Source organism: Halobacillus sp. H74 (assembly GCF_052246715.1).
Classification (GTDB): domain Bacteria; phylum Bacillota; class Bacilli; order Bacillales; family Halobacillaceae; genus Halobacillus; species Halobacillus litoralis_A.
In genome coordinates this window covers 63047-78411 of sequence record NZ_JBQQCI010000006.1, presented here as the reverse complement: position 1 = coordinate 78411, position 15365 = coordinate 63047, and the positions used below count along the sequence as shown (strand labels likewise).

Below are 15365 nucleotides of genomic sequence, written 5' to 3'. Positions count from 1 at the left end.
TTTCCACTTATCTCCACTTTCGCACATACCACTTGATCACATCATTCAGGCGGCTCCCGAACAACTTCTCCCTCCAATAGAGATCTGCCGTTTGGGAAACCGCATTATTGCGGGCAGGATATGGATGGATAACGCTCGATATCGATTGAAATTTCTTATTCAATGATTGTACCGTCCCAACTTCCTGCATCCATTCACCAGAACCGGCCCCGATCGCATGAGCACCGACGATTTTCCCCCGGTTAGTTGTTAAGACTTTCACTAAACCTTCTGTATTCCTTTCTGCGACAAAGCGGTCATTATTCGAGAGCTTTGTTTTAAATGTCAACAGGTCATCACCATGCTGTTCCCGGGCTTCTTTTTCTGTGAATCCTAAATGGTAAATCTCAGGAGTTGTATAAACGACCCATGGAATCCTTTCATAGGAAACTTTTCGTGCTAAACCGAGGACAGCGTTAGAAACAGCGATTTTCCCTTCCATGCCTGCAACATGAGTAAATGGCATAGATCCATTACAATCCCCTACTGCATAGATATGCTTTTGACTTGTGCGCAACAAGCGGTCGACTTCAACGGCTCCAGCTTCTGTTTTTATATGAGCCCGATTAAGTTCCAACCGGTCAATGTTCGGTTTCCTTCCTGTCGCTACTAACAATTGTTCCGCATGCAATACGTTTTCTGAGCCATCTTTTGTATAGTGAACCTTTATGCCATTACCAGAAGGCTCAACAAAATCAGCTTTAGCTCCAGTGAGTATATGAAGTTCCTGTGAGACATTGCGTTGAGCAATTTCCGCAATCTCTTCATCTTCATTGGTCAGCACCTGCTCACTGCCTTCGATGACCGTCACTTCTATCCCGAGCCTGCTCATTGCTTGGGAGAGTTCTAAACCGATGATTCCTCCTCCAATGACGACCATTGATTTTGGACGGTTCTTGAGTGAGAAAATGGTTTCATTCGTTAAATATTCCACTGTATCTATTCCATCAACCGGTGGTATAAAAGGGGAAGATCCTGTCGCTATGACAATGCGCTTCGCAGTAATCGTTTTCTCCCCAACTTTTAATGTATGCTCATCTTCAAAGGAAGCTTCCGCCTCATACAGGTCAATTCCCAAGTTAAGAAAACGATCTTTAGAATCGTGTTCTTGTACATCCTTCAGCGCTTGTGCAACACGTTCCATTGAAGATATGAACAAACGATCATAATCTGAGGTTGTCAAATCCTTATAAAGGGAGACTTGATGAACTTCTTGTGCCGCTTGGATAAGGGCCTTAGAAGGCATACATCCGTAATGCAGACAGTCGCCTCCAAGCTCAGGCTGCCGCTCTACAAGTGCGACCTCAGCTCCAAAACTGGCAGCTCCTGCAGCAACGGTCAGACCACCTGAACCTCCACCAATAACGACAATTTGGTAATCGAAACTCAAGTTTGTCCCCTCCTCATTTCTTCATATTGCTCTGAAAATGCCTTCATACGTTTATTGTTCACTCCTAAATCAGAATAACCGACTCGTGAAGCAGAACGAAAATGAATGACTTTTTCTTCACTATCGAAATAAAATTCAACGTCATCTTTAAAACGCAGCCATTTCGTTTGAATAATGCTATGGATATAATCATCAGATTCTGATTCGATCGTTGTACGCTCCATACGGTTCAACAATTGTTTGATCAAATCTTTAGAAGTGGCCAGATCCTGAGTAAAAGGCAAAGGAGCCATTTGTTTATCATGTTTTTTTGTTTGAGTGGATACACAATTCGGAGAACTTGGACATGCTGCTAACTTTCCCTCTTTTACTCCTAGATAGATTTTCGTCATGGATTTCTCCTCCTTTTCTACACATTACCTTTACTTTGACTAATAACACAAGCACAAATGTGCAAGCGCCTTGTTCAGCCTCGACAAGCTTAAGAACCTCCGTACTGTGAAGTGATCTTTCTTCACAGTACGGATGGACTTAAGACCTCGAGAGGCTAGGCGCTGGAGCTGGATGATCTAATGTGCAAGCATCGCCATAAATACTTAAATTTGCTAGACGATAAAAAAACACTCCAGCCGATTCAGGAGTGTTACTCGTGTTTATGATTATGATTGTTCTTCCCATTATTTGATGAATGACCTTTCAAAGGACCTCCGCGATCCTCATCCTTTTTGTCATGTTGTTTATTTATCTGGCTTTTCTTTTGCTGGCCTTTTCTTTTATGTTTCCCAGATTGCTCTTTTTCTTTTACACCTTGGCTTCCTTTGGACTTCTGCTTGGTGGGTTTTTCTGGAACGTTTTTTTTCTTGCCATGTCCTTCAGCTTTCTCTTGATGGCTTTTTCTCTTATCATGATTCCTCGCTTTTCCAGAAGCATCTTCTTCTTTTTTCTTTTGGCCTGGAGCTGTCTTTTTCCCTTTATCCGGAAGTTCGGCATGATCGGGAGCTTTATTTCTCGCTGGCGTTTTTAAATAAGGAGATTTTTCACCACGTTTCATTGGGACTGTCGGCGTAATTGTGGAACCAGGCTCTTCTTGAACATCTTCTTGAGATGATTCTTCGTTATAAAATGATTGAATGATTTCCTTATCATCATCTTCGACAGATACAGGAACCGAACCTGTTCCGGTTTCAGACTGCTCTTCCTTTAGCCGCTCAGCTAACGTTTCATTAACTGTGGCCTTTTGATCACGTGCTTGCTTGCGGATTTCCTCAGGTACTAAGAATGTCGCTATAGTCATATTTGTCGATTGCTCAAGTAAGTAATTTTCGATTTCTTCCGAATATTCCTGATCATACTCCGAATGCAGATAACTGAACCCGATCAACACTTGATTTTCGCTATTCACATAGCCTTTTTCCTTACTTAAGTGAATCACATCGAAGGTAACTTCGGAGGCGTCTTTCTTCTTCCACCCCTTCAATTCAGAAACAATCTCCTTCGCTTCTGCATTCTGAGCTGTGATATTCAGCACCTGCATTTGATCATTCAATTCAAGTTCAACACTTGGGTTAATATCAATATTCATATATGCATAAGCTTGATTGCTTCCGTACCATGAGTAAACCGGAAAGAAAGCAAGCAAAAATACTATGGCCATAACAGCCACTTTTGTATGGTTGTTACGCAAGACTTGGGTCCAACGGTGGAGGACTTTATGTTCACTGTATGTTTTAAAATGAACTTCCATGCCCACTTCTGCATGCGCTAAATTTTCAGCTCGATGAAATCGACCATCATTTGTCATGACGACCATGTATTCATTTTGCTGCTCCATTACAATACCCTTTCTCACATACCCACCCCTTTCAGATAATCTTTGAGATACACATAATCCCCGTTCAGGATGAGAACAAGAGCAATAATGAATTTACGGTTTCGCTCCAGTGTCTTTTTACTGACATCGACGCGATCAATCAATTCCTTTATCGGCAAGCGTCCTTTATCAAGCACTTGATTTCTTAGCCCGGTATCTTCATAAACAAGTCGGGCTACCTGGACAGCTGATTCACGGGCATCTCTATGTTTTGGGGAAGAGTCAATCAACTCATCAAAAGAAAGCTTGTACCTTTCCAGCTGAGATTGAAATTCCATAATCTCTTCTTTGCGATGCCACGCTTCTGTTTCCAGGCGATGCCGGTCTTTAGCGGCAGATACTTCTAAAGGATTTTCCATTTGGTCTTCTTCATAAAAATCTTCATCTAATGAAGTGACTTTGATCCTTTTCTGTTCATTGCGAATATGATCGATGACTTTACGCTTGATCACTAGACGCGCGAATGAAAGGAAAGAACTGCCTTTATCACAGGAATATGATTGAATCGCTTCATTGAAAGCTAGTAAACCGATACTGAATTCATCATCTTTTGTCGGATCTATATATCTCTTACATACTTCAGAAACACTTTTGGCGATAAAAGGTTGATACTGTTTAAGCATTTCGTTCCTTGCTTCGTCATCTCCCTGCTTAGCGGATTCGACTTGTGCATCCAGGGAGGTGTCGTTTTTTTGAAAAAGACTTCTGATCAACCTTTATCACCTCCAGCCTATTAAATGATTTCGTGAGTGTAGTGTCTTTTTTGGGTGTTCATTTTAAATTTATTTCAATTATGTTACAAAATTGTATCAACCAATGCTTCTGAAGTATGTTTCGTTTAAGAGTCGGGTAAAAAGGTATTGTACGTAAGCATGACCATTTTACTGAATATATCGGCGATGGTCTACCACACCGGGGTTACATTTTATTAAATAAACATTTCAAAAAATAAGTACTAAGTCCTTTCATTCATCCATAATCATCCACAATAAAGAACAACATCCAATTATAGATGCTATGGTCCTATGTAAAGCAAATCGCAATATAAGTGTTTATCTTATGCAAATCTAGGTTAAATCCTAAGAGAGCGACTTTTTCAGCAATCATATTCCGATATTAAGAAAAAAACACCAGGAAGGAGGAACGACATAATGAAAGCTGTTTTATTGAATTGCAGTTTAGAAAAAGGAAAAAATGACACAGACACAGAACAACTCCTTAATGAATCAGCTCGTATTTTTCAAAAAGAAAAAATAGATGTTGAAAGGATTCACCTGAGGGACTTCCACATCAAATTCGGGATTACGACAGAATTTGATCAAGAGGAAGATTGGCCTTTCATTTTCGAAAAAATTCTTGAAGCTGATATCGTCCTGCTTGGCACTCCGATTGCAATGGGCGACAAGAGCAGTATAGCATCACTCGTGATTGAGCGATTACAAGGCTATCATAAATTAAGAAACCGAAAAGGCCAGGGGCTGTTTTACAATAAAGTCGGAGGAGCGATCGTAGCTGATGGAGGATTTGGCGGAGCACGAACCGCTGCACAATCGATTCACTACAGTTTATCCATGCTTGGATTCACCTTCCCTCCTCATGCGAGTGCAATTTGCAACGATAAACTGGATGATCAGAAGCCTAAATCAGCTGCATGTATCGAAAGTGATGTCGTAAGAATGACTTACAACTTGATTCACTTTTCGGAGTTATTGATGTTCAATCCCATCCCTGTAGTTGGTAACACAATAGAAGAAGGAAAAATACCAGAATAAAAAACAAGGGACCTCCTAATCGGCGGCCCTTTGTTTTTGTGTTTTCTCATAGTAATAGTCGATAGGAACAGCCAAACCGACTCGTCCCTCTTCGTCATCATGCATGGTAGCAAAGACCACACCAATAACTTCTCCTTGAGCATCAATTACGGGGCTTCCGGAGTTCCCTCTGTATATCGGTGCATCCAGCATTAAAACAGGCACATCCCAATCTGATAATTCGGTGTATCCCAGGACATTTCCCTGATTAGCGATTCCTGTGAAACGTAACGGGTTACCGATAAAGTAAACATGATCGTCTGGCTCGAATGCAGTTTCTTCAGCTAGTTCTAAATGCGGAAAGCTTTTTCCCTCAACATTTAGAACAGCTAAATCCACTTCAGGATAAGTCTCCACCACGTCAGCTTGAAAAAGGCCTTCCTCTGGAAATGCTACAGCAATTCTTTTTTCACCTTCAATTACATGATGGTTCGTTATAATCGTGCCATCTTTTGAAATTGCGAATCCCGTTCCTTTGCTTTGCCCTGCTTCAACAACCACCACTGCCTGTTTATAGTTACTCACCTGTTCATCAGTCGATAATTTAGCGGAAGTCATCAGAAAATCGACTGCCGGAATTGAAAAAGTATTCGGCAGGACCGCAACAATATTCGTCACCATCATAATCGCGATCAGCCAAAAGATCCATTTCGGAAAGGGACGTTTTACTTTTTGCTGCTCAAGTTCTTCCTTTTCACGTGCAAACGCTTTTCTTTTCTCTTCTTGAATGAGTTCATATAATTCTTCGTCATCAATTTCTTCATATAAATCTTCATCTATAATGTCTGGCTTGTCATTTTCTCGTTCGTTCATGGCACCTGCCTCCATGCTTCAGCAGTTTAGGAACTATATTGCGTTTACGCTGACCGAACCTTTTTGCAGTTGGTACATGCGATAATACTCCCCCGAGGAGGCAATAAGCTGTTGATGTGTTCCTTGTTCCACTATTGTACCATGACTCAATACGAAAATTTGATCAGCTTGTTGAATCGTTGATAATCGGTGGGCGATGATGAGTGTTGTGCGTCCTTTTTTCAAAACATCTAAAGCCTGCTGAATCAACTGTTCTGTTTCTGTGTCTATATTTGCCGTGGCTTCATCTAAGATAAGCACAGCAGGGTCGAATGCGAGTGCGCGAGCAAAGGATATCAATTGACGTTCTCCCATAGATAAAGAATCCCCTTTTTCTTTAACAGGTTCCTCATATTTTCCGGGGAGTTTCTCTATAAAACGATTCGCTCCGACAGCTTTCAACGCTTTTATCGCCATTTCCCGGGAAATGCGCTCATCATTCATGGTGACATTCGATAAAATCGTACCCCTGAAAATGAACGGATCTTGTAGAACTATTCCCATATGACTGCGCACTTGCTGTCTAGACCATTGTTTTGTCGGATGTCCATTAATTAAAATATCACCCTTTTGTTGATCATAGAAACGAAATAACAGGTTCATAATCGAGCTTTTACCTGAACCCGTATGCCCGACAAAGGCAGCGGTTTCTCCCGCTTTTACATTGAACGAGATGTTTTTTAAGACATTGTTGTCTTTTTCATACGCAAACGTGACGTTTTCAAATACGATATTTCCTTTGTACCGGGCAACTTGCGAATGATCCAGCACTTCAGCCTTTTCATCTAACAGTTCAAATACACGCTTGGCAGCTACGCGGGCTTCCTCAAGCTGTGGAAGCTGATTGACTAGATCTGTTACTGGCTGGAAGAGTCGATTCAAATAATCCACAAACGCGTATAACACCCCGACAGTAACGACGCCTTCCACTCCGATAGAGCTTGAGCCAAAGTACCAAATAAAGCCGACAAAGGCGATGTTACGTAGGACATTCACTAAATTAAAGGAAGTCAAAGCACTTAATTTGACCAGTTTCCTTTGATAATCAAAATGGCGTCCATTAAGCTTTTCGAAATCTTCAGACGTTTGTTTCTGCTGGCGGAAGGCCTGTATGATGGACATTCCCTGAATCGCCTCATTAATATTTCCGTTCATGTCACTGACTGTTGAACGGACAATTGTATTGTACTTTCCTCCAAAATATTTATACATCCTCATCCACCCATAGATAATCGGGATCAGCAAAAGGCTCATGAGTGCGAGCTTCACATCCAATAGTAAAAGGGCGATATAAATTCCTGCCATGTAAAAGAAACTTGTAACAAAAGTAGCCAGTACTCTAACATACAACTCACGAATCGCTTCTGTATCATTTGTCACTCTAGCCACGATTTTACCTGCTGGTTGATTGACGAAATATTGGATGGGCAGCCTTTGGATATGAGCGAATAAATCATCTCTCATTTTTCGGATGATCCGATTAGATGACTTCTGCAATAAAAATGTGTGGGTGAATTGAAATACCGCAGCGATCAGCAAGAGCAGTACATAAAGAGCAAGGAGCCAATAGATCGCCGGAATTTCCGGTTGAAAAAAACGATAAAGTTGCTGGATATCCAGTCTTTCTGCTTGAGCATTATATGTCTGCTCATCCGTCTTAATGCTCAATGTTCCTTCTTGCCACTGACGATTTCCAGATGTAGGCACTTCACCGTTCACAAAATAATAAGATCTCTCCACTTGCAAAATTGTTACAGTGTCCAAAACCCGGTCTGAGCTGCTTAGACGATCCGATCTTTTATATAGCTTATTGCTGTATTCGACCGTATGATCATCTGCCACTTCCACTTGATGCCACTGGTTTTCAATGCCGATAATATGCTGATCAATTAAACGTTTGGCAATGAATGGGCCGGTCAATTCCAGTGCTACAGCAACTACTAAACAAATGAGACCTATCAGGATGTTTCTTCTGAATTTCCACGCATATTGAAACAGTTTCCGTTCTGTCGATGTTTTCATCTTCCCACCTCCCCATCTTCCAATTGCTGACGTTCATATTGGTTTTGGTACCAGCCACCTTGACGTATCAGCTCTTCGTGTGTACCTTCTTCTGTAACCTGGCCATCTTCTAAAACGAGAATATGATCTGCATGGGTAACCGCCGACAATCTATGGGCTGCAATGAACGTCGTTTTCCCTTGACGCTCTCGTCTTAAATGTCGGATGATTTCAGCTTCTGTCTTGCCATCGACGGCAGACATTGCGTCATCCAACAATAGAATTTCAGGGTCCATAATAAATGCCCTAGCAATAGAGACCCTTTGTTTCTGGCCACCGGATAAGGTGACCCCACTTTCTCCGACCTTCGTATCGAGCCCCTCCCGAAGGTCCTTGATATCCTCAGAAAAATGGGCCAGTTCTAAAACTCTAAAGATTTCTTGATCCGTTGCCTCCGGCTTTCCGAATTGAATATTTTCACGGACAGTCTTGGAAAACAGCACCTGGTCTTGTGGAACATATCCAATCCATGAACGTGTGTAATCAAGAGACAGATCACCTATCGGAATACCATTGATTTCCACATCCCCTTGGAGCCCGGGATATTCACGGAGCAATTGCCGGAAGAAGGTCGTTTTTCCGGCCCCTGTTTTTCCGACGATTCCTATGGTCTGTCCCCTTTCTACTTTTAAATTGAAGCTCTTCAAACCTGCGGATTCAGCCCCAGGATAACTAAATGTAACTCCATTGAATGTGATGACCTCAGGTGAATCGACCTTTTCCGGTTGGGATGGGTCTAAAACATCCGGTCGATAATTCAATGTATCATTCACCCGGTCCAAAGAAGCATTTCCACGCTGTAGCACATTGATCAGTTCACCGACAGCAAACATAGGCCAAATAAGCATACCTAAGTACACATTAAAGGACACCATTTCTCCTAAAGTTATACTGTTTTGAAATACGAGGTTGGCACCGTAACCAAGCCCTATCGTGTAAGATAACCCCACTAAGATCTTTATGGTGGGCTCAAATAATGCGTCCACTTTTGCCACTTGGATGTTCTTATCATAAACATCCTCGGTCAATTCGTTAAAATAACGTTGATCATTACGCTCCTGTACAAATGCACGAATCACTCTTACACCACGTACAGATTCAAGCACTCTGTTATTTAAGTCACCAAAAGCTGTCTGTGCTTCAGTAAATCGCTCATGGATGACTTTCCCGTAGCGATTCATGACCAAAGCCATGATCGGTAAAGGAATCAATGCTGCAAGAGTCAATTTCCAGCTGATCGTGAATCCCATAACCGCAATGATCAAAAACATGAAAACCGTTGAATCGACAAGCGTCAAAATCCCGAAGCCGGCTGTCATCGTCAACGCTTTCAGATCATTAGTCGCTCTCGCCATTAAATCCCCTGTTCGGTTCTTGCCAAAGAAAGTCGGAGTCATTTGCAAAAAATGATTCATAAGACGCGAGCGCATCGTCCTTTCCATAATCATCGCACCGCTGAACAACGTGTAATCCCATAAATAAGAAATTGAATAACTCGCAAAAATCAATCCCCCGTACAGCAGTAAGATCTCCATCAAACGCTCTTTCGTCAATGTATTGAACTGTATTTCATCAATCGCCATTCCAACCAGCTTCGGGGGTATAAGATCAATGGCACTGACTATAATTAAAGCAATAATGGCAAATGTATACCGTTTCCAATACTTTTTGAAAAACCAACTCAATTTGAATAAAACACTGAACATTCATATCCATCCTCTCTACATTCCCGCTCACTATCCGCTATCTTTCCAATTTTCTTTCCATTCTTGCTGTTTCACAATTTTAATCATTCGACCTTCCTCCTTGGATTTTTATATTGTGAATGGAGCTTCCTCCACCTGTCACCAGACATACCGTTCAAAAGCTTAAGCACCCTGTCAGCACTTCATCTTAAACCACTGAAATTTTTACATAGCAGAAAAAGGTTCGCTGAAGCATGAGGCGTTTTTAAAATTCAAAACGAAAAAAGCATACGTCCTCGACGTATGCTTCTACACACAAAAAAGGCCCGTATTCACGTGACCTTGTTGGCACATATGCTTTTTAAATCCATTATCAGCCGTGCAACGGATAACAAGTCACGATCAATATAAAGTTGTCTTTTTGTTGAACACTTTGTTTTTTCATTGTCGTGACCTCCTTGTATCAATGATTATACATTATATAGTTTTCAAAATTTTTAATCAACTGTTTTTTGCTTTTTTCCAAAAAAATCAGTTTCGTTGCTTTTGCGTGGAAAAAGGGGGTCTTGGAAATGGCTCGCTTTCTGCGGGGAAGACGGCAAGCCTCCTCGAGCTAAAGCTCTCCGGGGTCTCGCCAGTCTATCCTTTCCCGCAAGAGTCTCCCCATTTCCAAGACCCCAATACTATGATTCGAGGAACGAAACCACCATTCAAGATCATAAAAATCTCATACTGAATGGTCTCTGCAATGGTAATTTGAGCCCCTCCCTTATGATAACGAAACTTATATTCTAGATGACACCATGGCCGATTAAGATGAAAGCGGCGAGAAGCAGTACGATCACGATTACAAATACAATTGCTAGCGGTCTTGAAACATTCGCCCGCTGTACTTCTTCCCAACGGACAGGCCGGATCCCACTAATGGAAAATATCGTGACCGCAGCTAACAGTATAGACATAATATTAACCGTCACTAACAAAAAAGCACCATAAGCAGAAGCAAAGGCACCGTGACCAATTGACATTCCCAGGGCTACCGAGGGTGGAAGTAAAGCGACAGCTACCATGACACCGACTAAGTTCCCGGAGAGGCGGTTGAGAAATGCAAGAGCTCCTGCAGCACCTGCAGCCACCCCAAGGAAGATATCTACGATTGTCACTTTCGTTCTATCCAAATATTGATCATTCTGCATCCCTATATCGGTGAAATAACCAAAGGCGATTGAAATTATAAGAATGATCGCAACCCCATATATGGAAGTGATCACAGACTTACCAAGCAACTTGTAGTCACCAAGAATAGCCGAGAATGCAATTGCAATGACTGGACCTATCATTGGTGCAATAACCATTGCACCAATGACGACCGCTTCACTGTCTTTCAGAAATCCGACCGTAGCTACAATAGCAGATAATAAAATAAGAAGGGAATAATTCATTGTAATATGGCTGTTTTTCTCTACAGCATTCATTAATTCATGGCGACTTGACCTTAATAAATGTGCTCTTTCTTTCTCTGCCTCTTCTTTTTTCTTTTCTTCCTCTTTCGCTTCATCATGAATTGTGTTTTTCGCTAAATAAGTGTGGACAGGGATGAGCAATGTCTCAAAACCTTCCACAACGTTAGATACCTCTTCCAAATAGTTCAAAATCTCTTCCACTTCTCTTTTTTTCACTAAAATGCGCACAAGCATTCTTTCTTCCGACTCACTTGAAACCCAATATGAACGGTGGTCATACTTTTGAAGCTTGTCATTGATAGATTCAAAATGCTGATCAGGTATATACACTTCAATAAGTTGTAAATTCATCTCTTATCACCTCATTCCTTCAGTAATCCGCTAACCTTCATTTTTCATAATGTCCCCTTTTTTCCACATACTAATTCCAACTTGATGAAAGGAGGGGATTCCATGCCTGAGCAGCTTCCCATGAAAACAGATGCCTATATGGATGTAATGAAAACACAATTCAACGATAGCCCTGACCTTATCCAGAAAGTTTTTCATATTAAAGGGCAAGCAATTATTGTCCACTTCATCTCCTATCAAGTTAAAAGAGAACGGTTGGAAAGAGATTTATTGGAAAATATAACGAACTCTCAGAAACGTTGGACGAACGAGGGTTTGATCAACAAAATACCGCTATCTTCTACGGAAAAACAATCGTCTCTGGAGCAGATTACTACAAAACTGATCCACGGTAGTGTAGCTGTATATATCGAAGGAGAAAAGGAAGCCGTCCTTTTCGCTCTTCCACAACAAGACCATCGAAGTCTTAACAGGGCTGAGACAGAGTCGCTCGTTTTCGGACCGCAGGTTTCCTTTACCGAATCATTGATAACAAATTTGAACGTTGTCCGGTGGCGCCTGGATACCGATGACCTTGTCGTGGAAAAATTGATTGTCGGAGAACGTATACAATCAGAGGTGCGCATCGTTTATTTGAAGTCACTTGCCAATGATGAAAATGTTGAAACAATGAGACAGCGGATCAAAGATCTCAAAGTTGCCGAAGTAGAAGATACAAGTGTGCTAGGACAATTGATTGAAGATTCTACAAGCAGTGTATTCCCCCAGCTCATTTTCACAGAATTGCCGGACCGTTTCTGCAATTCTGTATCTAAAGGAAGAGTCGGGGTGATGGTCGATAAAAGTCCAACAATGTTGATCGGCCCTATGACTTTGTTCAGTTTCTTCGAATCAACCGAAGATCTTTATATGCGCTGGAACATGGGGTCTTTCATACGCCTGTTACGTTTCTTAGCTATGGCCCTATCGATCGTCCTCACTCCGATGTACGTAGCAGCTTTAACCTTCCATTATGAAATCATACCAAGCACCTTACTCGTTTCTTTAGGACAGTCTCGTTCGACTGTACCGTTCCCGCCAGTCCTTGAAGCTTTGTTATTAGAAGTTTTGATTGAATTATTAAGGGAGGCAGGCGCTCGTTTACCTACGAAAGTCGGTCAAACGATGGGTATTGTAGGGGGGATCGTATTAGGGCAAGCTGCAGTAAAGGCAGGATTCACAAGTAATATTTTAATTATTATCATCGCTTTAAGCGCCCTGGCTTCTTTTACTGCTCCGAGTTACTTGATGGGAACAGCTGTCCGTATCATCCGCTTTCCAATGATCATCCTGGCAGGTGCCTGGGGGTTGATCGGCATTGTTTTCGCATTGTCATTCCTTATCATCCATTTACTTAAACAAAAATCGTTGGGAAGGCCATACTTGGCACCGATTTATCCTTTTCAATGGAAAGATTTCAATGATTCGATATTTCGGCTCCCTTTCAAAAAAAATAACTATCGCCCGTTAAATGTGATGCCCAAAGATACAGAACGCTATAGTAAAGCTAAAGCAAGCGAGCGAAAAGATGTGGATCCATCATGAAAACTAATATTTCATTGGACCCTGGTAAATCTGTCCAAGCCTTTTACCTGTTTTTCATCATTCATACTTCTCAGATCGGAGCAGGATTGATGGGGTTACCTAGGATTCTCGTTCTGGAAGCCGGTTCAGATGCCTGGATTTCTGTACTTATCGCCGGCGTTTATCTTCATATAACGGTTTTCTTAATGCTCAGTATACTTCGAGCTTATGACAATTCAGACATCCTTGGCATACAAGGGGACCTATTCGGAAAATGGTTAGGAAAGATATTAGGTCTCATGTATGTTCTCTATATTTTCCTGCTCGTGTTAACAGTCATGAAAAACTATATCGAAGTTGTTCAAGTATTCATTTTTCCGGAAATGCCGATATGGCTGATGAGTTTATTCTTGCTCTCACTGATGGTCTACAGCATCATCGGCGGATTCAGAGTGGTAGTAGGGACTGCTTTCGTCTTCTTTTTCTTGACGATCTGGCTTGCTTTGACCATTTATAAACCGATGACGTACATGGATTGGGAACATTTTTTACCTGTCATGCATCATTCCTCTCCAATGGATTTATTTATGGGAGCCAAACAAGTCGCCTATTCTGTCTTAGGATTGGAAATTCTGCTATTTGTCTATCCCTTCATAGAGGATAAAAAAAAGATATCTCTTCCTGCCCACGCAGGAGTGTTATTCACGACCTTTCTCATGTTACTCGTGACGGTTGTTTCCATCGGTTATTTCAGTCCTGATCAGCTGAAAGCAACCGTATGGGCTACACTTTCATTGTTCAAGATTATTAGTTTCTCTATCGTTGAACGCTTCGATTTCATTGCGGTCGCTCTTTGGATGATGGTCATTATCCCGAACCTCGTCTTATTCGGATGGATGATTGTACATTCCATGAAACGTCTATTCAACACTCCAAAAAAACCGACTCTCTATGCTTTGGCTTTTTTGTTGTTCATCGCTTCTGTAACCATAGAAAAACGAGTAGGTGTCAACCAACTGACGTCGATTACTTCAGAAGTAGGCTTTTGGCTCGTCTTCGTCTATCCATGGTTCATTTACATCATCGTCATGGTTAAGAAAAAGTGGCTGAAAAGAGGGATTTCATGAAAAAAGCAGCTATACTCCTGATGGTAATGACCTTTCTTGCCGGATGTATTCCAAAAAATTATATAGAAAGACTTGGTATCATCACAGCGGTCGGCTACGATTTAATTGAAGATGACCGGCTGCGCGGTACTTTAGTGATGTTCCAGTTCGATCCCACAGCAGCGAATAACTCTCAAGTTGTTACTGGTGAGGCTGAGACCTCTAAGGGAATCCGCTTTGCTACTAACCGGCTCACCAGCCAACAGCTCGTATCCGGGCAGGTAAGGTTGGAAATTTTTCAAGATCGATTAGCAAATAAGGGAATGATGAAATACATGGATACATTACAAAGGGATGCAAAAATATCAGATATGGGATATTTGGCAGTTAGTAATGTTCCTACGAGCAAAATGCTAAAATCCAACAACTCAGAATCGCACCCGAATACAGGGAATTACATTCAACAGTTAATTGAAAAGAGCATTAAAGATGAGTCTATTCCTAATGCAGTACTTACGGGATTCATGCATGATTTTTATGACACCGGTAAAGACCCTGTCTTACCCTTATTGACATTAGAGGAAGACAAGGCTGTCATACAGGGATTGGGGCTATTCCAGGATGACCGCTTCGTAGATGACATTTCACATGAGCAAACCTTTTACCTTATGTTGATGAAACAGGAATTTAATCATGGGCAATTCCAAATTGAACTGGACTCCGATTCGATGCAGGATTTTTATAGAAAGTCAACGAACGAACAAGTATCAGAAGGCGACTTACATGTCTCACTCCATGAATTAAGCACCGAACGCACGATCAAACCAACGAAAGGTCAGCCCACGAAGCAAAGTGTCCATTTAAAAATGGAATCTCGTCTGCTTGAAATTACTAAAGAAATCGAGTTAAAAGATAAAAAAGCTATCAATGCTCTTGAGAAAGAACTTGAAATAGCAATCGAAAAAAAACTAGACAGCATTATGACCATTTTTAAAGAAGCTCAGGTGGACCCTGTAGGATTCGGTGCGAAATACAATACAGAAAACCGCTCCAATCGTGTTACCAATGAAAACTGGCGTGAACAAATTCCAGAGCTTGATATAGAATTCAAGGTGGATTTCAAGTTGTTACGATATGGCATTACCGAGTAAAACAAGCCCCCGTCTTGACCAAG

The 15365-nt window shown here is 41.5% G+C and carries 12 protein-coding genes; 4 read left to right on the top strand and 8 right to left on the bottom strand.

The window, feature by feature from the left end; all coding sequences use genetic code 11:
- Positions 1–7 precede the first annotated feature (7 nt).
- The 4 genes from ACTWPX_RS14375 to sigI form a co-directional block, all read right to left on the bottom strand.
- Positions 8–1429: a dihydrolipoyl dehydrogenase family protein gene (locus tag ACTWPX_RS14375; protein ID WP_443120343.1), complete on the bottom strand. Its 1422-nt coding sequence runs from the start codon at positions 1427–1429 to the stop codon at positions 8–10.
- Positions 1426–1821 (bottom strand): DUF1499 domain-containing protein, encoded by a 396-nt coding sequence (locus tag ACTWPX_RS14370; protein ID WP_443120342.1) that lies wholly within the window; start codon positions 1819–1821, stop codon positions 1426–1428. Before ACTWPX_RS14370 ends, ACTWPX_RS14375 begins: the two co-directional genes overlap by 4 nt.
- A gap of 251 nt (positions 1822–2072) precedes the next feature.
- Complete coding sequence (locus ACTWPX_RS14365; protein WP_443120341.1) at positions 2073–3278, bottom strand: anti-sigma-I factor RsgI family protein; 1206 nt, start codon at positions 3276–3278, stop codon at positions 2073–2075.
- Positions 3275–4012, bottom strand: coding sequence for an RNA polymerase sigma factor SigI (gene sigI, locus ACTWPX_RS14360; protein WP_443120340.1), 738 nt, complete (start codon positions 4010–4012; stop codon positions 3275–3277). The genes ACTWPX_RS14365 and sigI overlap by 4 nt, the downstream gene beginning before the upstream one ends.
- A 438-nt stretch (positions 4013–4450) precedes the next feature.
- On the opposite strand from sigI, the gene ACTWPX_RS14355 reads away from it, so the two are divergent.
- A complete protein-coding gene (locus tag ACTWPX_RS14355) occupies positions 4451–5071 on the top strand; it encodes a flavodoxin family protein (protein WP_443120339.1) in 621 nt (206 codons plus the stop codon).
- A gap of 15 nt (positions 5072–5086) precedes the next feature.
- Here the strand turns inward: ACTWPX_RS14355 and ACTWPX_RS14350 are convergent, their stop codons facing one another.
- The 4 genes from ACTWPX_RS14350 to ACTWPX_RS14335 form a co-directional block, all read right to left on the bottom strand.
- Positions 5087–5923 carry a S1C family serine protease gene (locus ACTWPX_RS14350; RefSeq protein WP_443120338.1) on the bottom strand — a complete coding sequence of 279 codons (837 nt, stop codon included), beginning with the start codon at positions 5921–5923 and terminating at the stop codon, positions 5087–5089.
- Between the two features lie 33 nt (positions 5924–5956).
- Entirely contained in the window at positions 5957–7984 is a 2028-nt protein-coding gene (locus ACTWPX_RS14345) for an ABC transporter ATP-binding protein (RefSeq protein WP_443120337.1), read from the bottom strand.
- A complete protein-coding gene (locus ACTWPX_RS14340) occupies positions 7981–9729 on the bottom strand; it encodes an ABC transporter ATP-binding protein (protein WP_443120336.1) in 1749 nt (582 codons plus the stop codon). Before ACTWPX_RS14340 ends, ACTWPX_RS14345 begins: the two co-directional genes overlap by 4 nt.
- Positions 9730–10499: 770 nt before the next feature.
- Positions 10500–11522, bottom strand: coding sequence for a TIGR00341 family protein (locus ACTWPX_RS14335; RefSeq protein ID WP_443120335.1), 1023 nt, complete (start codon positions 11520–11522; stop codon positions 10500–10502).
- A 102-nt stretch (positions 11523–11624) separates the two neighbouring features.
- On the opposite strand from ACTWPX_RS14335, the gene ACTWPX_RS14330 reads away from it, so the two are divergent.
- The 3 genes from ACTWPX_RS14330 to ACTWPX_RS14320 are packed head-to-tail and all read left to right on the top strand — an operon-like array spanning position 11625 to position 15342.
- On the top strand, positions 11625–13106 hold the full coding sequence (locus tag ACTWPX_RS14330) for a spore germination protein (RefSeq protein ID WP_443120334.1): 1482 nt from the start codon (positions 11625–11627) through the stop codon (positions 13104–13106).
- Complete coding sequence (locus ACTWPX_RS14325; protein ID WP_443120333.1) at positions 13103–14212, top strand: GerAB/ArcD/ProY family transporter; 1110 nt, start codon at positions 13103–13105, stop codon at positions 14210–14212. The genes ACTWPX_RS14330 and ACTWPX_RS14325 overlap by 4 nt, the downstream gene beginning before the upstream one ends.
- Positions 14209–15342: a Ger(x)C family spore germination protein gene (locus ACTWPX_RS14320; RefSeq protein WP_443120332.1), complete on the top strand. Its 1134-nt coding sequence runs from the start codon at positions 14209–14211 to the stop codon at positions 15340–15342. Before ACTWPX_RS14325 ends, ACTWPX_RS14320 begins: the two co-directional genes overlap by 4 nt.
- Positions 15343–15365: the final 23 nt, after the last annotated feature.